A 19602-nucleotide genomic window follows, 5' to 3' on the forward strand; every position below is an offset into this window, starting at 1 on the left:
TCATGATCACGCTGCACGAACGCAATGGCCTGTCCAACCTTGCACCCGAGGACGCGCTGCCGATTGTCGATGCCCACCATCACCTGTGGGACCTCGGCAACGGGCGTTATCCGTGGTTGCAGGACGAGTATCACGAGGGCTTTTTCCTCGGTGACTATCACAGCCTGTGCCGGGATTTTCTGCCGGAACACTTCCTGGCCCTGACCGAAAACCAGCGTTTGGTCGGCACGGTACACGTCGAGGCCGAACGGGCTCGGGATGAGCAAGTCGCCGAGACCCTTTGGCTGGAGCAGGTGCACGCCCGCTACGGTTTCCCGAATGCCATCGTCGCCCATGCCTGGTTTGATCGTGAGGACAGCGCCGAGATCCTTGCGGCCCAGGCTGCCCGGCCACTGGTTCGGGGGATTCGCTCGAAACCGGTGACGTCGGCTTCACCGCTGGAGTCAGTGGCCGGCACAAAGGGCACCATGCAGGACCCGAAATGGCTGGAAGGCTTTTCGTGCCTGGCGCAGCACGGTTTGTCCTGGGATTTGCGTGTGCCACCGTGGCACCTGGCCGAGGCTGCGGAAGTGGCGGCGATGTTTCCCCGGATTCAGATCGCCTTGAACCACACCGGTTTCGCCTGGGATCGCAGCCCGTCGGGTATGGCGCGCTGGCGCAAAGGCCTGGAGGCACTAGCCTTGCAACCCAACGTGCATATCAAGCTGTCGGAATTCGGCCTGAAGGATTCGCCCTGGAATTACGACGACAACCGAGTGGTAGTGCTGACCGCCCTGGAGATCTTCGGCCCCGAGCGTTGCATGTTCGCCAGCAACTTTCCGGTCGCCGGGTTGCGTGCGTCCTACGACACGATTGCCGATGGCATGGCCACGATGCTCGCGCCGCTGGGGCGTGCGGTGCAGGAAGCGGTGTTCGCCGGCAATGCGCAGCGCTTCTATCGCCTGGAGCCACAGCATGGATAACTGGCGCGAACGCTTTCTGGCCAGCGGCGAAGATGCGGATTTACCCATCGTCGACGCCCACCAGCACTACTTCGATATTGAGGCCCACTACTACCCGTGGCTGAACGACCGGCCATTGCGCCCATTCCGTTACGGCGATTACTCGTCGATCTGCCGCACCTTTTTGCCCGAGGACTATAAGCGGCTGACGGGCCGGCATCGCATCGTGCAGACCGTGGTGATCGAGGGTGAATGGGACCCGGCGACACCGGCCGACGAAGTGCGTTTTATCGAGTCCCTGACGAAGCACGAACCGACCTTGGCGGCCATGGTCGGCCAGGCCTGGCTGGATCGCGAGGACGCACCCGAACTGTTGCGCCTGTACGGCCAGCACCCGCTGGTGCGCGGCGTGCGCCACAAACCGACGGTCACGAGCCGTGAAGAATGGCGCGAAGACTTTTCCGCGCCCGGCTCCATGCGCGATCCGCGCTGGCGCGACGGCTACGCCCGACTGGCGCAAAACGGTCTGCATTTCGAGTTGCAAGCACCGTGGTGGCATCTGCCGGAAGCCGCCGAACTGGCCCGGGACTTTCCCGACGTGACCCTCGTGGTCAATCACACCGCGCTGCCGGCGGATCGCTCGCCGCAAGGTCTGGCCGGTTGGCGCGACAACCTGGCGCTGCTGGCTCGCGAGCCCAACGTCGCGCTAAAGATTTCCGGCATTTGCATCCCCGGCCAGGCCTGGCCCGTGGACGCCAATCGCGTGGTGGTGAACGACGCGATATCGATTTTCGACGTCAGTCGCTGCGCCTTTGCCAGCAACTATCCGGTCGATGGTGTGGTGAACAGCCTCAGCGAAGTGTTCGACGGTTTCAAAACCATCGTCCGCGACCGTTCCCGCGTTGATCGACTGGCGCTGTTCCATGACAACGCCCAACGTATTTATCGGCTCACTTGATCCCTATTTGAACAGCCCTTAAGGAGTTCCCATGTTTGAAGTTTCAGGCCACAACTACATTGCCGGCGCCCGTTCGGCCAAAGGTTCGAACACCCTGCAAAGCCACGACGCCAGCACCGGCGAAGCGCTGCCGTTCCGGTTCCATCAGGCGTCTGTGGAGGAAGTGAATACGGCCGCAGAAGCGGCGGCCACGGCTTACCCGGTTTTCCGTAACCTGTCGGCCGCCCGTCGTGCCGATTTCCTTGACGCCATCGCCACTGAACTCGACGCGTTGGACGAGTCATTTATCGCCCTCGTCTGCCGCGAAACCGCCCTGCCCGCCGGGCGCATTCAGGGTGAGCGCGCCCGCACCAGCGGCCAGATGCGTTTGTTCGCCACGGCGCTGCGTCGGGGCGATTTCTACGGGGCGCGCATTGACCGCGCCCTGCCGGAGCGCAAGCCGCTGCCCCGTCCAGACCTGCGCCAATACCGCACCGGCCTCGGCCCAGTTGCCGTCTTCGGTGCCAGCAACTTTCCGCTGGCGTTTTCCACGGCGGGTGGTGACACCGCGTCCGCCCTCGCCGCCGGTTGCCCAGTGGTGTTCAAAGCCCACAGTGGCCACATGGCGACCGCCGATTACGTCGCTGACGCCATCACCCGCGCCGCCCGCCAGACCGGCATGCCCGACGGTGTGTTCAGCATGGTCTACGGCAGCGTCGGTGAAGCGCTGGTCAAGCACCCGGCAATTCAAGCTGTCGGGTTTACCGGGTCGTTGCGTGGTGGCCGGGCCTTGTGTGACATGGCAGCAGCACGGCCGCAGCCGATCCCGGTGTTCGCCGAGATGAGCAGCATCAACCCAGTGTTGCTGATGCCTGAAGCGCTTAAAGCACGGGGTGAAAAGATCGCCACCGAACTGGCCGCGTCCGTGGTCCTCGGTGCGGGTCAGTTCTGCACCAACCCCGGTTTGGTGTTGGGCATTCGCTCGCCGGAATTCACCGCGTTCCTTGAACGCTTCGCCGGGCTGATGGGCGAGCAATCCGCGCAAACCATGCTCAATAGCGGCGCGTTGAAAAGCTATTGCCACGGCCTCGACAACCTGCGCGCCCACTCGGGCATCACGCACCTGGCCGGCAACGCACAACAGGGCAATCAGGCGCGGCCGCAGTTGTTCAAGGCCGATGTCAGCCTGCTGATTGACGGTGACGAGTTGCTGCAGGAAGAGGTTTTCGGGCCTACCACCATCGTCGTGGAAGTCGCCGATCAAGCCGAGTTGCTCCAGGCCCTGCACGGCTTGCGCGGTCAGTTGACCGCCACCCTGATTGTCGAGGATTCGGAACTCACCACCCTCAACGAAGTGTTGGCCCTGCTGGAACAGAAAGTCGGGCGCGTGCTGTTCAACGGTTATCCGACTGGCGTTGAAGTAAGCGATGCCATGGTGCATGGCGGGCCTTACCCCGCGACGTCGGATGCGCGCGGCACCTCGGTGGGAACGCTGGCAATTGATCGTTTCCTGCGGCCGGTGTGCTTCCAGAACTGCCCCGACAGGCTGTTGCCGGACGCCCTGAAAAACGCCAATCCGCTGGGCATCGCCCGGTTGATTGACGGGGTCAGCAGCCGCAACGGGCTGTAAGCCTCAGCGTTACCACCCGCTGTTAGCCACAACTCCCACGCCTGTGAACAACAGGCGTCGGATTCGCTCATCCAGAAAACCGCTGTACCCCACAACAACAAAAACAGAGGAAGTCCCATGCACGTTCAACTTCACCCGAAACAACGCCTGTGCAAATTGATGTTGGCTGTTACTGCCGCCTTGTTGCTCAACACCGCGGCCACGCAATTGGCCGTTGCCGACACTTCACCCACCGCGACGACACCGCCCATGCAATGTGCCACCGAAGCCACCCCGCGCTACACCAAGACGCCCACCGGTTACCTGATGGTGCTGCGCATGGGCGACAACGCCTTCAAGGAACTGACCAAACTGGCCATCGCCGAAAAAATCCCGAGCGCGTCCATCAGCGGCATTGGCTTCGGCAATGTGAAGTTCGGCTTCTGGAACAAGGACAAGAAGGACTTCGACGCCAAGGTCTTCAGCAATGTCGAGATGGCGAGCATCACTGGTTCGGTGGCCTGGAAGAACGACCAGCCTTCGATCCACATGCACGGCGTTGCCGGTGACGCCACGTTCCAGGCCTATGGCGGCCATATCCTCGACTTCGACGTGACCACCGGCTCCATGGAAATCACTGTCGTCGTCCATCAACGCCGTCTGGAGCGCGGAATCGATCCGTGCATTGGCGCCAACGTGCTGGGTATCTGACCCGAGTTTCAGGCTCCCGCCGATAGCGGGAGCCTCCCTCCTGAATTCGAATTACAAAAAAATAGGGGCGATTGAGATGAGCAACAAAAACACGGTGGTTACCCTGGCGCTGGGCGCCCTTGCACTGAGCACCCAGGCGCAGGCGGACTTTCTGAGCGACAGCAAGGCCACGTTGGGCCTGCGCAATTTCTACTTCAACAACGACAACCGCGACGGCACCGCCACGCCGTCGAAAACCGAAGAATGGGCGCAAGGTTTCATGCTCGACTTCAAGTCGGGCTACACCGACGGCGTGGTGGGTTTTGGCATCGACGCCCTTGGCCTGACGGGGATCACCCTGGACAGCGGCAAAGGTCGACATATCGGCGGTTCGATGATTCCGTCGGACAGTGACGGCAGCGCGGTCGATTCGTGGAGCCGGTTGGGGTTGACCGGCAAGGTCAAGGTCTCGAAGACCGAACTGCGCCTCGGCACACTGATGCCGAAGCTGCCGATCCTGGTGTCCAACGACGGTCGCCTGCTGCCGCAGACTTTCGAAGGTGGGCAGATCACGTCGGGCGAGTTCAAGGACCTGACCTTTACCGGTGGCCGGATCGAACATGCGACGGGCCGGGGCTCCAGCGACCAGACCGGATTGGCCGCCGTCGGCGGCACCCGTGAAAGCAACGCCTTCGACTTCGCCGGTGGCGACTGGAAAGTCACCAAAGACCTGACGGCGCAGTATTACTACGCCCACCTCGACGACTACTACACCCAGCAGTTTTTCGGCCTGATACACACCCTGACGATCTCGGACAACCAATCCCTGAAAACCGACCTGCGCTACTTCAAGACCAACTCGTCCGGCGCCAACAGCTCCGGTACCTCGGGCTACAAGATCAGCGGCTACACCCGGGATGGCGATGGCGAAATTGACAACAAAACCTGGAGCGCGGCGCTGATCTACTCCCTGGGTGCCCATGCAGTCACAGCGGGTTATCAAAGCGTTTCCAGCGGCAGCGGCTTCACCCAACTCAACCAGGGCGGCCTCGCGGACAAAGGTGCCGGCGGGGTCAGTCTCTACCTCTACACCGATCGCTTGATCCAGACCTTCACCCGCGCAGGCGAGCGCACCGCTTTCGGCCAGTATGCGTATGACTTCGCAGGCCTGGGTGTGCCAGGCCTGAAGGCGTCGGTCATGTACCTCAGTGGCGACAACATCAAGACCACCTCCGGTGATAATCAGAAGGAATGGGAGCGCGATATCAGCCTCGACTATGTGTTGCAGTCCGGGGCGCTGAAAGGGGTGGGCTTTGGGTGGCGCAATGGCAAGTCGAACAGCGAGGCGTCGCGTAATCAGGATCAGAATCGGTTGATTGTGAGTTACAGCATTCCGTTGCTTTAACGTAATCCCGCTTATGTAGGAGCGAAGCTTGCTCGCGAAGGCGGCTTCAAATTCAACATTGTTGTCGACTGACACACCGCCTTCGCGGGCAAGCCTCGCTCCTACAGGGACTATCATTAACTGTCATTTACCTGAACAACTTCCAACTTCAATAATCGAATGCGAAGTTCCTCCATTCAATTGCACTTTAATCAAGTATTGAAGGTTGACTTCATCCACCGGCCTGAGTAAATTGCGCGGGCCGGTTTCACAGGCCTTTTTTCAACTCACAAAAGAATCCAATGGACACAGTATCTAGTCGCTGTCGGGCAACTGCGAATTCGCAGGACCTGGCACATAACCCAGAACATGACGGGACTCGACTTTGTGGTCGGGTGAGCTGCGCTAGAGCTTGATGCTCCACCGTAACTTGCCTCGCCGGCGTCAGTCCGGTCCAGAGGTATGTTATGAACTTCAACATCACTGTAATGCCCGGCGTACGCGCCTTTGCCTCGACCATGCGGGTCCGGCTCAGCCATGAGCGCCCGCAGGCAAACCGGGTTGTCGCCCCGTTTTCCAGCCCTTCCTCCCCTGCCACGGCCCCTCTGCGAGCCAACTGGCGTGTCTGCCCGATGACGGGCCAGCTTCAGCAACGCTGGAGCCTCGACGACAGCCAGGAACCACCGAGTCGGCGCATCGCGCGTCTGTTCCAAGAGGCGAGCCTGATGCTCGGCCTGCTCCCCGGGGCACGCACTTTCAACTGATCTGAAGGCACTTTAAAAGTCCTTCCCTTAACGTTTTCCTTCGTTGGAATTCGATAACTTCTTATTGCCTGTTAAATAGCGAGTTAGTTATGGACGAAGCCAGTAGACGGTTCGCTGCCCATTATTATTCAAACAACGGCCAGCGAACATTAAACCCTGAAAACGCAACTATCAGAATCGATCGCCTATTGGCGGCTCGGCATACGTGCGCTCGTCTTTGATTAGCTGAGGTGCCTGTGTGTCGTGCCGCGAATCAGCGGCAGGAGCACAGCTATGACCCTTGTAAAAACCGCAAAGAAAACCAAACAGGGTGCCAGCAACGACAACGCCAAACTGTCGATGCGCGCCGCCCGGGAAGCGCAAAACGGCCTGGCCGTAACGCTGACCAACCTCAACGCCAGCACCGATGGCCTGACCGAACTCGAAGCCCAGGGCCGCCTGGCGCGCAACGGTCACAACGAAGTGGCCCACGACAAGCCGCCTCACGCCCTGATCCAACTGCTCAAAGCCCTGAACAATCCCTTCATCTATGTGTTGCTGACCCTGGTCGCCATCAGTTTTTTCACGGACTACTGGCTGCCAATCAGCAACGGTGAAGCGGAGGACGCCGACCTGACCAAAGTCATCATTATCATGACCATGGTCAGCCTCAGCAGCCTGCTGCGGTTCTGGCAGGAATACCGCTCGGCCAAGTCCGCCGAAGCCCTGAAAGCGATGGTGCGCACCACCGCCACCGTGCTGCGCCGCGAGCACAAGGACGGCAAGCCGCTGCTGCGCGAAGTGCCGATGCGCGATCTGGTGGCCGGCGACATCGTGCAGCTCAGCGCCGGTGACATGATCCCGGCGGACATCCGCCTGATCGAATCCCGCGACCTGTTTATCAGCCAGGCGGTGCTGACCGGCGAAGCGTTGCCGGTCGAGAAATACGACACCCTGGGCAACGTGGCGCAAAAGTCCGCCACCGGTAGCGCGGCGGATCAAAACAACCTGCTGGACCTGCCGAACATCTGCTTCATGGGCACCAACGTGGTCAGCGGCACCGCCAAAGCGGTGGTGGTCGCCACCGGGGCGCGGACTTACTTCGGTTCCCTGGCCAAAGCCATCGTCGGCTCCCGGGTGCAAACCGCGTTCGACCGTGGGGTTAACAGCGTCAGTTGGTTGCTGATCCGCTTCATGCTGGTGATGGTGCCGATCGTGTTCCTGCTCAACGGCTTCTCCAAGGGTGACTGGGGCGACGCGTTCCTGTTTGCCCTGGCGGTGGCGGTCGGCCTGACCCCGGAAATGCTGCCGATGATCGTCAGCGCCAACCTGGCCAAAGGTGCGATGGCCATGGCCAAGCGCAAAGTGGTGGTCAAGCGCCTCAACGCGATCCAGAACTTCGGTTCGATGGACGTGCTGTGCACCGACAAGACCGGCACCCTGACCCAGGACAAGATCATTCTGGAGCACCACGTCGACAGCCAGGGTCGGCGCGATGATTCGATCCTCGAACTGGCGTGGCTCAACAGCCATCACCAGAGTGGCCTGAAGAATCTGATGGACCAGGCCGTGGTGCAATTTGCCAATGCGAACCCGAAGTTTCGAGTTCCATTCGCCTACAGCAAGGTCGATGAACTGCCGTTCGACTTCGTGCGTCGGCGCCTGTCGATCATCGTCAAGGACAGCCGCGACGATCACCTGATGGTGTGCAAGGGCGCGGTCGAGGAAATGCTCTCCATCGCCAGCCACCTCAATGAAAACGGTCAGGTGATTGCGCTGGATGAGCAACGGCGTAAAGACCTGCTGGCCTTGGCTAACGAGTACAACGAGGACGGCTTTCGGGTGCTGCTGGTCGCCACCCGCGAGATTCCAAAAGCCCGGAGCAAAAACCAATACAACACCGCCGATGAGCGCGACCTGGTGATTCGCGGTTTCCTGACCTTCCTCGATCCGCCGAAGGAAACCGCCGGCCCGGCCATTGCCGCGCTGCGGGACATGGGCGTGACGGTCAAGGTGCTGACCGGTGACAACGCCGTGGTCACTTGCAAAATCTGCCGCGAAGTCGGCCTCGACCCAGGCACCCCGCTGCTCGGCCAGGACATCGAGCACATGGACGACACCACGCTCAAGCTGCGGGTCGAAGAACGCACGGTGTTTGCCAAGTTGACGCCGCTGCAGAAATCCCGGGTGCTCAAGGCCCTGCAAGCCAACGGTCACACCGTGGGTTTCCTCGGCGACGGTATCAACGACGCCCCGGCCCTGCGCGATGCTGATGTCGGGATTTCGGTGGACAGCGGCACCGACATTGCCAAGGAATCGGCGGACATCATCCTCCTAGAAAAGAGCCTGATGGTGCTTGAGGAAGGCGTGCTTAAGGGCCGCGAAACCTTCGGCAATATCATGAAGTACCTGAACATGACCGCCAGCTCCAACTTCGGCAACGTGTTCTCGGTGCTGGTGGCCAGTGCGTTCATTCCGTTTTTGCCAATGCTGTCGATCCATTTGCTGCTGCAAAACCTCATGTACGACATCTCTCAGCTGGCGTTGCCGTGGGACAAGATGGACAAGGAATTCCTGCGCAAACCACGCAAGTGGGACGCGAAGAACATCGGTCGCTTCATGCTGTGGATCGGGCCGACCTCGTCGATCTTCGACATCACCACGTTTGCGTTGATGTGGTACGTGTTCGCCGCCAACAGCGTGGAAATGCAGAGCCTGTTCCAGTCCGGCTGGTTCATCGAAGGGCTGCTGTCGCAGACGCTGGTGGTGCACATGCTGCGCACGCAAAAGATCCCGTTCTTCCAGAGCACCGCAGCGTTGCCGGTGATCCTGGCGACCGGGGTGGTGATTGGCCTGGGCATCTACATTCCGTTCTCGCCGCTGGGCACATTGGTCGGCCTGGTGCCGTTGCCATGGGAGTACTTCCCTTGGCTGGTGGGCACGCTGCTGAGTTACTGCGTGGTGGCGCAGACCATGAAGACGATCTACATCCGCCGGTTCAAGCAGTGGTTCTGATCGCCTGAACACCACACTCTCTGTAGGAGCGAGGCTTGCCCGCGAAGACGGTCTGACATTCAACATTGTTGTCGACTGACATACCGCCTTCGCGGGCAAGCCTCGCTCCTACAGGTTTTGTGTTCACAGCCTCTTCGGCCTTCGGGTCTTCGATAAATGCAACACGAAATAAAGGAGAGTTCTCATGTCGGGAACGACTCTACTGCTCAACCTCGCGGGCGCCATCGCTCTGTTGCTGTGGGGCACGCACATGATTTCTTCGGCGCTGTTGCGCGGCTTCGGCACGCCGCTGCGCCACTGGATGGGCCGGCACCTGAACAACCGCTGGCTGGCCCTGCTCGCCGGCATCGGCATCACCGGCGTCTTGCAAAGCAGCACCGCCGTCAGCCTGATGGCCACCTCGTTCACCGCGGCCGGCACGTTGGGCCTGGCCCCGGCGCTGGCGGTGATGCTCGGCGCCAATATCGGTTCGACGCTGGTGGTGCAGCTGCTCAGCGCTGACATCTCGATACTGACGCCCATCGTTTTGCTGGCAGGGCTGATCATCTTCCGGCTGCGGGATGACTCACGTTTCGAGAGCATCGGCTGTGCTCTGATCGGCCTGGGATTGATGCTGATGGCCCTGCACAGGCTCGGCTCGACCTTGGCCGAAGTGGAAGCCACTCCAGTGTTCCAGCTGATCATGCAAAGCCTGGACGGCGACCTGTTGATCGCGTTGCTGGTGGCACTGATCCTCACCTGGCTCTGCCATTCCAGCGTGGCCGTGGTGTTGCTGATCGCCTCCCTCGCGGCGACAGGCATGCTCTCGGCCACCACCCTCGTCGCGTTGGTGCTCGGGGTAAACATCGGCGGTGCATTGCCGCCGGTGATCAATGCCGGATCGAGCGTCGGCCGGCGCCTGCCCCTGGGCAATCTGCTGGTTCGGGCGCTGGGCGCAGCGGCGGTGTTGCCGCTGGCCGGGTGGCTGGCGGCGCTGAACCTCGATCCGGCGGCGCTGGTGGTTTACCTGCACACCGGCTTCAACCTGCTACTGGCGCTGGTGTTCATCGGCTTCACCGGGCCCATGGCCAAACTGCTGACTCGGCTGCTGCCGGAGCCGGCGCGGGATGTCGATCCGGGCATGCCGCGCTACCTCGATGAGGCCGGGTTGGAGATGGCCAGCATCGGCCTGTCCAACGCCGCCCGCGAAGCCCTGCGCATCGCCGACATGCTCTCGGCCATGCTGGCGCGCACGCTGCAACTGTTCCACACCTCGGCGCCGGCCTGTGCCGATGAGGTGCGGCGCATCGATCAATCCACCGACCTGCTCAGCGCGGCGATTCGTGCGTACCTGGCGGACATCGGCCAGGAAGGCATCAGCGACAGCGATGCCGATCGCGCCCAGGAAATCCTCACCTTCGTGATCAACCTCGAACACGCGGCGGACATTCTTTGCAGCAGCCTCACGCAATTGGCCATGCGCCGCTTGCGTCGTGGCGAGCACTTTTCGGTGTTCGAACTGCGCAACATCGCGCCGCTGCACGAAGCGCTGCTGGACAGCCTGAGCCTGGCGATCACCGTGTTCCTGCGCGAAGACATTGCCACCGCGCACCAGTTGATCAGCCGCAAGGAAACCGTGCGCCGCCTTGAAGCCGACGCCAGCCGCCAACACTTTCGCAAACTCCAGGAGGACAAAAACACCTGGGCCGAATCCGGCGACATCTTCCAGCGGGTGCTGCGCGATTACCGTCGCGTGCATCACCACATCGCCGCCCTCGCCTATCCGTTACTGGAACGGGCCGGCGAGCCGCTGGGCGATGATCAGGCCAACGAGGTCTCGCCATGCGCGTCCTGATCTGCGCCGGCCGCCATTACACCGACAGCCGCCAGTGCCGCCGCGTGCTCGACGCCTTCCAGCGCCTGCACCCGGTGCAGGTGTTGATTCACGGCGGCAATCAATACCTGGGCGCCGACATCGAGGAATGGGCCCGGGAACACGGCGCCGACCTCGTGCGCTACCCGCCCAACTGGCAACGCCACGGCAAATTGGCCGAACGGCTGCGCAATCACTTCATGCTCCATGACAGCCGGCCCGATGTGGTCATTGCCCTGCCTGGCGGCGAAGACACCGAAGAACTGGTCGCCCAGGCTCGAGCGGTCGGGCTGCAAACCCTATCGGTGGCGGACCGCGATTGAGCGCTCCCACAGGGCAATGGTGTGAATCAATGCCTGGTCTTGCGCTCCAGCAGGCGCACGCCGAGGGACAGCGGATAACACAATGCAAAATAAATCGCACCAACGAGGATGTAGATCTCCAGCGGCATGAAATACACGCTGCTCAAATCCTGAGCCCGCAGCATCAAATCCGGTGCTGCGATCAACGAGGCCACCGAGGTGTCTTTCAGCAGCGAGATTGCCACGTTCCCGATCGGCGCCAACACAATGCGGATGGCCTGGGGCAACACTACCCAGCGCAGTACCTTGAGGTGCGGCATGCCAATCGCCTTCGCCGCTTCCACTTGCCCTTTGGGCACCGCTTCCAGACCCGAACGATAAATCTCCGACAGGTAGGCCGCCGCGTTCAATCCCAATCCGATCATGGCGGCCTGGAACGAGCTGAACTGCACGCCAACTTCGGTCAGGCTGAAGTAGACGATGAACAGTTGCACCAGTGCCGGCGTACCGCGAAAGACCTCGATGTAAATCAACGCCGCGCGGCGCAACGCCGGGCTGCCCGAGAGCCTCGCCAACGCTACCAGCAACCCGACAATCAACCCGATGACCAATGCGCCGAACGCCAATTGGAGCGTGGCCCAGGCCGCCGCTAGCAATTCGACATGGGTTGCTTCCCACAACTCGCCATAACCCATATCAATGCTCCTTCACGACTTTAAGTCGCCGTTCGGTCCGGGCCGCCCAGTGAGACAGCACCAGGCTCAACACCAGGTAAATAATCGCCAGCAGGAAGTAAATGAGGTTGGTCTGATAGGTTTCACTGACCAGCATCCGCGCTTTGAACGTCAGCTCCGGCACCGCCGCCGCCGAGGCCAGAGAGGTGTCCTTGAGCAGGCCGATGGCGAAGTTGGCCATCCCCGGAATCGCCACCTTGAACGCCTGGGGCAGCACGATGATGCGCATCGCCAGTGACCGAGTCATGCCGATGGAAAACGCCGCCTCGCTTTGCCCACGGTCGATGGTACGGATGCTTGAACGGAACACTTCCGACAAAATCGCCGCGCCGTTCAGGCCAAACCCGATGATCGCCGCACCAATCGCCGGCAACGTGATGCCGATGTAGGTCAGCCCGAAGTACAGGATGAACAACTGGGTCAGGATCGGGATGTTGCGAAACACCTCCAGGTACACGCTGGCGATCAGGCTCAGCACCCGGCTGCGCGAAAGCCGCATCAACGCCAGGCAAAACCCTAGCAACGTCGCCACCACGAACGCGGCAGCGGTCAGGCCAACCGTGGTCAAGGCACCGAGCCCCAGCACGTTCAAAAAGTACGGCAGCACCTCGATGGCTTTGTGCAGTGCAGTGGTGTCGAACATCGATCAATGCTCCTGCACGGCGCGGATGAAGTTGCGGGTGCGTTCGATCTGGCTCTCGCGAAAAATCTGCCGTGGCGGCCCTTGCTCGACGATGTTGCCATCGGCCATGAAGATCACCTGATCGGAGACACTTTCGGCGAAGTGCATTTCATGGGTCACGATAATCATCGTCATGCCCTCCTCCGCCAGCTTGCGCATGACGCCTAGCACTTCGCCGACCAGTTCCGGGTCCAGCGCCGACGTGGCCTCGTCGAACAGCATCAGCTTGGGTTGCATCGCCAGCGCCCGGGCGATGGCGATGCGTTGTTGCTGCCCGCCCGAGAGCTGTTCCGGGAACACGTCGCGCTTGGCGAACATGCCCACCTTGTTCAGCAGGTCCTCGGCCAGCTCCACCGCTTCGGCGCGGCTGCGTTGTTGCACCTTGAGCGGGCCGAGGATGATGTTGTCCAGCACCGAGAGGTGCGGGAACAGGTTGAAGCGCTGGAACACCATGCCGATCTCGGTACGCATCCGCGCCAGCTCCTTGTCGCTCATGGGCACTTTGCGGGTGCCCACCAGACGCTGGCCGATCAGTTCGTTGTCGATGTAGATGTCGCCCTTGGTCGGCTCTTCCAGGTAATTGACGCAACGCAGCAGGGTGGTCTTGCCCGAGCCGCTGGGGCCGATGAGCGAGATCTTCTGGCCCTGCTGGACGTTGAGGTCGATGCCTTTGAGCACATCCAGGCTACCGAAGGACTTGTAGAGCCCTTCGATGCGCACAAGTGGGGTTGATTCAGTCATGGGTCAATTCCTCGGCTCAGGCAAAGGCCTGACTGAAATCACGCGGCGGATGCTCGAACGGCCCGATCAGGTTGCCCTTCTCGTCGCGGTCCACGCCGATGCGCGGGTCCTTGGCCGGCGGCACCAGGTAGTCGGGGTTCTTGATGCCGTACTTGGCGAGGATCGGTTTGATCTGATCGGTGCTTTTGAGCCAGCGCAGGCCCTGGTTGATGCCATCGAACAAATCCTGGTTCTGCGGATGAACACCCCAGATCGCTTCGAACTTGGCGGTCAGGCTGGGGAATTTTTCGTCGTAGGCCATGGGGATCTGTTTGAGCTTGAGGCTCGGGTCCTGAAGGATCATGTAGTCAATGGTCGGGGCATCCAGCACGGCAAAATCCAGGCGCCCGGCTCGCACGTCACGCAGGCACGAGTCGGTGTTGTCGTAGAGCTTGACCTCCTTCACGCCTTCGATTTTCTTCATGTCCGGGATGGTGAAATAGCCGGTGATGGCACCGATGGTGCGCCCTTTCACGTCGTTGACGGTAATAGAAGTGGTGAACGGCTCGCTTTCGCGCATGATCACGTAGGCACCGGTGTAGAACACCGGGTCGGTCAACAGCAGGATCTTGGAGCGCATCGGGTTCCAGGCAAAGTTGCCGCCGAACCAGTCGGCCCGTCCCGAGCGCACCGCTTCGACCACGGCCGGGAAGCCCATGGTCAGCACATCGAGCTTGAGTTCAAGACGATCAGCGATGATTTTCAGCAATTCCAGATCGGTGCCGACCGGAACGCCTTCACGCAGCGCGCCCAAGGGCATGTCGCCCAGGCACGCAGCTGTCAGGTAGCCGGGGCGCACAGTCTTGATCGGTTGACCGGCGGCGAATGACAGCGGGATCGGGCCGACGACACTGCTCAGCAGCGCCGCCAGTGAACCGTACCCCGTGGCTTTGAGCAGCCCGCGTCGGGAGAAACCCTGGGAGTCGAATGTGAAGTAGGACATAGATCACCTATTGGGCAAATGATTGTTGTGGACCGTTTCAAGCCAAACAACGCAACCGCCATCCGTGGCTGGATGTCCCTATGATTTATGACCGTGTCGGCAACCCCGCCAGCAGGTCGGTGGCATTGACGTGGGACTGGCCGGCAGACTGCCGACGACGCTTGAGCAGCAGGTAAGCCGCCGAGACCACGCCCAGACTGACGAGACTGGCGAGGAACTGCGTGCGCAAGGATTCCTGAAAGGCCATGGCGACCAAAACGCCCGCAATCACTGCTACCACAGCATAGGACAGCCATGGGAACAGCCACATCTTGAGGGTCAGCCGGGCGGGTGCCGTGACTTCGATCTGACGCCGAACCTGGATCTGCGCCAGGGCTACAGCAAGGTACACGAAGAGCATCACGGCGCCGGACGCGTTGACCAGGAACAGGAACACGCCTTCGGGAGAAATGATCGCCGCCATGATCGCGATGTACCCGATCACACTGCTCAGCAGCACCGCCGCCCGTGGGACTTTGCGCCCGGTCAGCGTCGACAGTTTCGCCGGGGCATCACCGCGCTGACTGAGGCCAAACAGAATCCGCGACGACACGTACAACCCGGAATTAAGCGCCGAGAGCACGGCCACCAGCACCACTGCTTGCATGATCATCGCCGCGCCGGGAATGTGCAGGACTTCCAGCGCCGCCACGAACGGCGAGTGCCCAGCGACGATCTGGCCCCAGGGCACCACGCAGACAATCAGGAAGATTGAACCGACATAAAAGGTAATGACGCGAAAGATCACCGAACGGGTCATGTTCGCCACGTTCTTCGATGGGTCATCGGATTCGGCGGCGGCAATGGTGGCGATCTCGGCACCGCCCACAGCGAAGATCACCGTCGGCACGCCGGCCAGAATCGCGCTCACACCATAAGGCATGAAGCCTCGGTCATTCACCAGATTACCCAGCAATGTACGGGTGCTCGGCGCAAAGCCGAAGAGGTAGGCGCCGACCACAAAGATGAAGACGATGATGGCGAAGACCTTCAATGAAGCGAACCAGTATTCGAATTCGCCGTAGGACTTCACGGACAGGCAATTAATGGCCGTCATCACCGCCAGCAGCGTCAAGCCGATCATCCACGCCGGCAGCGGTATCCATTGCTGGAGGATGTTGGCGCCGACCACTGCTTCCACGGCGACCACGATCACCCAGAAGTACCAGTACAACCAGCCGCTGGTGAACCCGACCCAGTTGCCCAAGCCAATGCGCGCGTATTCGGTAAAGGAGCCGACACCGGGCAAGGCCACGGCCATTTCGCCGAGCATGCGCATGACCAGCATCACCACGATGCCGGCGGCGAGATAACTGAGGAATGCAGCCGGGCCAATCGCCTGGATCGTCGCGCTACTGCCCACGAACAGACCGGCACCGATGATCCCGCCGAGGGAGATCATGGTGATGTGGCGCTGACGTAAGGCGCCGCTGAGCTGTGGTTGAGCGGGGTTTGTATCGGTGGGTTGGGGCTTGTTCATCGGGTCACCTCGGCTGCGTTGTCTGGTATTGATCGACCGGATAATTTCATCGAAGACTTTGCGCGAGGGGGACAACACACCGGATACTCTGTGCCGCCCGCTGCCAGGCTGAAAAGTCGGTGGTGCCGGGGCGTGCCTGGCTGGAACGTTTTGATAGTCATGTGCGTACCTGTGGGGCTGAGCATGGCAGCCATTTTCTTATTGTGTTGCATGACAAGCATTACAACTCACACACTAATCACGGTTTTTTAGCTTGTCAATGGGCTTTGTATCGGATAAAAAGCAATACAAATTTGCTTATTGTCTTGCTACGAGCATGACAAGCAGGGATAAAGCACCATGAGTCAATTCGAACAATTGCTGGACGAGCTCAAGACCAGTGCCGCTTTACAGCGCGACAAGGCAGAAACCCTTTACGCCCAATTGGCCGATTCACTGGCCGAGGCGATCGGCAACGGCAAGCTCAAGCCAGGTGAACGTTTGCCGCCACATCGCGAGTTCGCCAGCGCACTGGGGGTGAACATCACCACGGTGACTAAAGCCATGGCGGTGTTGCAGCAAAAAGGCTTGGTGGAAAGCCGTCCGGGTCGCGGTACGCAAGTCGCCCAGCCTCGGCATCCAGCGGCACAGTTCCAGTCGGCGCCGAGCAATGACCCGGGCACCGTGGACCTGAGCGTCAACCGTCCGGCCACCGATGGCTTCAATCGGGTGCTGGCGCAATTGCTCCCACGTCTTTCCAGTGATCCGCGCTTTAGCGACATGAAGGACTATCACCCGTCCGAAGGACCGCTCTGGGCCCGAGAAGCTGCCGCACAATGGCTGCGCCATACCGGCGTAGAAGCTCATGCCAGCCAGATGCTGATCGTTGAAGGCGCGCAACACGGCATCGCCAATACGTTGCGCAGCCTGACCAACAGCGGCGATACCGTGCTGGCCGACAGCGTGACCTATCAAGGCATCAATGCCTTGTGCCGTTCGCTGGGTTTGATTCTGGTTGGGGTCGACGCCGACGCACGCGGCATGTCCCCCGAAGCGTTGCGCCTGGCCTGTGCCCAACATCAGCCACGGTTGCTGTTCCTGGTGCCGTCGATCCATAACCCGACCGCCATCACCCTCGATGCCAAGCGTCGTGAAGAACTGGCGGCGGTGATTCGCGAAACCAACTTGCTGGTGATTGAGGACGATGTGTACCGGCCGCTGCTGGATCAATCGCCGCCCTCCTTCACCTCACTGATGCCGGAACGGACGATCTACATCTCGGCCCTGTCCAAATGCATCGCGCCGGGGCTACGCATGGGTTTTGTCATGGCCCCGCAGCCTTTGGTGCAAGACATCGCCGCCATGCAGCGCATCGACTGCTGGAGCACCTCGCCGCTGACCGCGCTGATCGCCACCCGACTGATCGAGGACGGGCATGCCGATCAACTGGTTTCGGAGCAGCGCGAAGAATTGCGCATCCGCCAGGCGTTGCTAGCCACGCACCTCGACGGTCTGGAATTCCAGCACAGCGCCACCGGCACCCACGCCTGGCTGGTACTGCCGGAACCGTGGACCGGTTCGCGCTTCGCTCGCTTGTGCCAGGACCGCGGCGTCGTGCTGCTGGCCGGCGGCGCCTTCACCTTGCGCCCGGAACTGTCGCCGCAAGCGGTACGCATCAACATCTCGGCTGCCCTGTCACGGGAGCAGTTGATCAAAGCCTTGGGCGTGATCAGCCAATTGGCGCGCCAGGGTCATCTCTATATGCACAACCGGATTTGAGGATATGACCCAGCCAGTTCATTGCGAAATTGCCGTTATCGGCGCCGGCGTTGTCGGGGTGGCGACTGCACTCTGGCTGCGTCGCCAGGGTTACCAAGTGTTGTTACTGGAACGCGAGGCGATTGCCGCCGGAGCGTCTTACGGCAATGCCGGCACCTTGGCGCCCTACGGCGTGATGCCGATTGCCCAGCCTTCACTGTTGAAGGCGATTCCGTCGCTGCTGTTTTCGAAGGAGTCTCCCTTTGTCATCAACTGGGCACGTTTGCCCCGGTTGATGCCCTGGCTGCTGCGGTTTCTCAATGAATGTCGCACCTCGCGCTGCGAGGCCAACACCCTGGCCCTGAGCAAAATACTGCAACACACCTACAGTGGTTATGCGCCGTTACTGGCTGACTGCCCCGAGGCCAATCAGCACCTGCGCCACAACGGCTGCATCTACGCCTATGGCACTGAGCAGGGTTTCGCTGGCGCCCGGGCCGCCATCGAGTTGCGCCGCTCCTTGAGCATCCCGCAGCAGGTGCTGAACGCCGCCGATGTCGAACAATTGGAACCGGCGCTGGCGGGCAAAGCGGTGGCCGGGATTCTGTTTCCCGAGTCGTCGCACATGGATGACCCCCGAGCCTTTATTGAAGCACTGGCCGCGCCGCTGGTAGCTGAAGGTGCGTTGCTTCAGGCAACGATCACGTGCTTGCAAAGGCACAGCGGCGGCCTGCACCTGCTCAGCGCCGAAGGCCAGACCTACCGCGCTGACCGGGTGGTGCTGTGTGGCGGCGCCTGGTCGGCGGGGCTGGCGCGTCAGGTCGGCGACCATATTCCGCTGGATACCGAGCGCGGCTATCACATCGAATTCGACCTGCAAGACACCCTGCTCAACCGCCCATGCTGCCCGGTGGAAAGCGCCTTCTACATGACGCCCATGGCCGGTCGCCTGCGGGTGGCGGGCACGGTGGAACTCGGCTCGATCAACGATCCGGCCAACCCTCAACGCTTTGAGTATCTGGAGCGCCATGTGCGCCGGGTCATGGGCCTGACGGAACCGGTGGCGCGCCAGTGGCTGGGCTTTCGCCCTTCGCTGCCCGATTCGCTGCCGGTGATCGGCCCGTCGCCGAACGAACCGCGACTGATCTACGCCTTCGGCCACCAACACCTGGGCCTGACCCTCGCCGGGGCGACCGGCCAATTGGTCGCCGATTGCATCGCCGGCAAGGTCCCGGGCTGGCTGGACAGTTTTTCCGTGCAACGTTTCTAAGTCACGCCATTTCACAGGAGAGCAGTTGATGCCAATCATCGAGCGCAAACACACCAATCAGCGCATGAGCCAAATCGTTATCCACGGCAATACGGTGTTCCTGGCCGGCCAGGTAGGTGAAGCTCACCACGATATCGCTGATCAGACTCGCGATGCTTTGGCACGAGTCGATGCCTTGCTCAAAGAGGCCGGCTCGACCCGGGAACATCTGCTGCAAACCACCATCTGGCTGGCCGACATGGCGGACTTCGACGCCATGAACACAGTGTGGGATGCCTGGGTGCCAAAAGGACATGCACCGGCGCGGGCCTGCGGCGAGGCAAAACTGGCTGATCCGCGGCTGCTGGTGGAAGTCATCGTGAGTGCCGCGCGGGTGTGAACAAGGCTGATTACAAAACCTGTGGGAGCGGGCTTGCTCGCGAATGCGTCGTATCAGTCGATATCTGCATCCACTGACCCACTGC

Annotated in this window: 17 protein-coding genes; 12 read left to right on the plus strand and 5 right to left on the minus strand. The window is 61.2% G+C overall.

Annotation, left to right across the window (positions count from 1 at the left end):
* Positions 1 to 2: 2 nt before the first annotated feature.
* The 9 genes from ACY4LX_RS20885 to ACY4LX_RS20925 all read left to right on the plus strand — a co-directional run bounded on the left by ACY4LX_RS20885 (position 3) and on the right by ACY4LX_RS20925 (position 11494).
* Positions 3 to 962 carry an amidohydrolase family protein gene (locus ACY4LX_RS20885; RefSeq protein ID WP_463257683.1) on the plus strand — a complete coding sequence of 320 codons (960 nt, stop codon included), beginning with the start codon at positions 3 to 5 and terminating at the stop codon, positions 960 to 962.
* On the plus strand, positions 955 to 1899 hold the full coding sequence (locus ACY4LX_RS20890) for an amidohydrolase family protein (RefSeq protein ID WP_463257684.1): 945 nt from the start codon (positions 955 to 957) through the stop codon (positions 1897 to 1899). The genes ACY4LX_RS20885 and ACY4LX_RS20890 overlap by 8 nt, the downstream gene beginning before the upstream one ends.
* A 31-nt stretch (positions 1900 to 1930) precedes the next feature.
* Positions 1931 to 3508: an aldehyde dehydrogenase (NADP(+)) gene (locus ACY4LX_RS20895; protein WP_463257685.1), complete on the plus strand. Its 1578-nt coding sequence runs from the start codon at positions 1931 to 1933 to the stop codon at positions 3506 to 3508.
* A 117-nt stretch (positions 3509 to 3625) separates the two neighbouring features.
* Positions 3626 to 4198, plus strand: a complete 573-nt coding sequence (locus ACY4LX_RS20900; RefSeq protein WP_312407729.1) for a PPC domain-containing DNA-binding protein — start codon at positions 3626 to 3628, stop codon at positions 4196 to 4198.
* A gap of 76 nt (positions 4199 to 4274) precedes the next feature.
* The gene (locus ACY4LX_RS20905) at positions 4275 to 5582 is read left to right on the plus strand and encodes an OprD family porin (RefSeq protein ID WP_463257686.1); all 1308 of its coding nucleotides are present in this window, start codon (positions 4275 to 4277) and stop codon (positions 5580 to 5582) included.
* Between the two features lie 446 nt (positions 5583 to 6028).
* Complete coding sequence (locus ACY4LX_RS20910; RefSeq protein ID WP_463257687.1) at positions 6029 to 6325, plus strand: hypothetical protein; 297 nt, start codon at positions 6029 to 6031, stop codon at positions 6323 to 6325.
* A gap of 273 nt (positions 6326 to 6598) precedes the next feature.
* On the plus strand, positions 6599 to 9319 hold the full coding sequence (gene mgtA, locus ACY4LX_RS20915) for a magnesium-translocating P-type ATPase (RefSeq protein WP_463257688.1): 2721 nt from the start codon (positions 6599 to 6601) through the stop codon (positions 9317 to 9319).
* A gap of 184 nt (positions 9320 to 9503) precedes the next feature.
* Positions 9504 to 11153, plus strand: coding sequence for a Na/Pi cotransporter family protein (locus ACY4LX_RS20920; protein ID WP_463257689.1), 1650 nt, complete (start codon positions 9504 to 9506; stop codon positions 11151 to 11153).
* Complete coding sequence (locus ACY4LX_RS20925) at positions 11141 to 11494, plus strand: DUF2493 domain-containing protein (protein ID WP_463257690.1); 354 nt, start codon at positions 11141 to 11143, stop codon at positions 11492 to 11494. Before ACY4LX_RS20920 ends, ACY4LX_RS20925 begins: the two co-directional genes overlap by 13 nt.
* A 26-nt stretch (positions 11495 to 11520) precedes the next feature.
* Here ACY4LX_RS20925 and ACY4LX_RS20930 read toward each other — a convergent pair whose 3' ends face one another.
* The 5 genes from ACY4LX_RS20930 to ACY4LX_RS20950 form a co-directional block, all read right to left on the minus strand.
* Positions 11521 to 12168 (minus strand): amino acid ABC transporter permease, encoded by a 648-nt coding sequence (locus tag ACY4LX_RS20930; protein ID WP_463257691.1) that lies wholly within the window; start codon positions 12166 to 12168, stop codon positions 11521 to 11523.
* 1 nt (position 12169) lies between these two features.
* Positions 12170 to 12850 (minus strand): amino acid ABC transporter permease, encoded by a 681-nt coding sequence (locus tag ACY4LX_RS20935; RefSeq protein ID WP_463257692.1) that lies wholly within the window; start codon positions 12848 to 12850, stop codon positions 12170 to 12172.
* A gap of 3 nt (positions 12851 to 12853) precedes the next feature.
* Complete coding sequence (locus ACY4LX_RS20940; protein WP_429531540.1) at positions 12854 to 13630, minus strand: amino acid ABC transporter ATP-binding protein; 777 nt, start codon at positions 13628 to 13630, stop codon at positions 12854 to 12856.
* A gap of 16 nt (positions 13631 to 13646) precedes the next feature.
* Positions 13647 to 14612, minus strand: coding sequence for a substrate-binding periplasmic protein (locus ACY4LX_RS20945; protein ID WP_463257693.1), 966 nt, complete (start codon positions 14610 to 14612; stop codon positions 13647 to 13649).
* Between the two features lie 85 nt (positions 14613 to 14697).
* Entirely contained in the window at positions 14698 to 16131 is a 1434-nt protein-coding gene (locus tag ACY4LX_RS20950; protein WP_463257694.1) for an amino acid permease, read from the minus strand.
* A 339-nt stretch (positions 16132 to 16470) separates the two neighbouring features.
* Here ACY4LX_RS20950 and ACY4LX_RS20955 point away from each other — a divergent pair, with 339 nt between their 5' ends.
* From ACY4LX_RS20955 to ACY4LX_RS20965, 3 genes are read left to right on the plus strand one after another with little or no spacing between them, the layout of a single operon-like run.
* Positions 16471 to 17889, plus strand: coding sequence for an aminotransferase-like domain-containing protein (locus tag ACY4LX_RS20955; RefSeq protein ID WP_463257695.1), 1419 nt, complete (start codon positions 16471 to 16473; stop codon positions 17887 to 17889).
* A 4-nt stretch (positions 17890 to 17893) separates the two neighbouring features.
* Entirely contained in the window at positions 17894 to 19138 is a 1245-nt protein-coding gene (locus tag ACY4LX_RS20960) for an NAD(P)/FAD-dependent oxidoreductase (RefSeq protein WP_463257696.1), read from the plus strand.
* 28 nt (positions 19139 to 19166) lie between these two features.
* On the plus strand, positions 19167 to 19517 hold the full coding sequence (locus ACY4LX_RS20965; RefSeq protein WP_463257697.1) for a RidA family protein: 351 nt from the start codon (positions 19167 to 19169) through the stop codon (positions 19515 to 19517).
* The last annotated feature ends 85 nt before the right edge of the window (positions 19518 to 19602 follow it).

The organism is Pseudomonas sp. Emmai, from assembly GCF_055179735.1.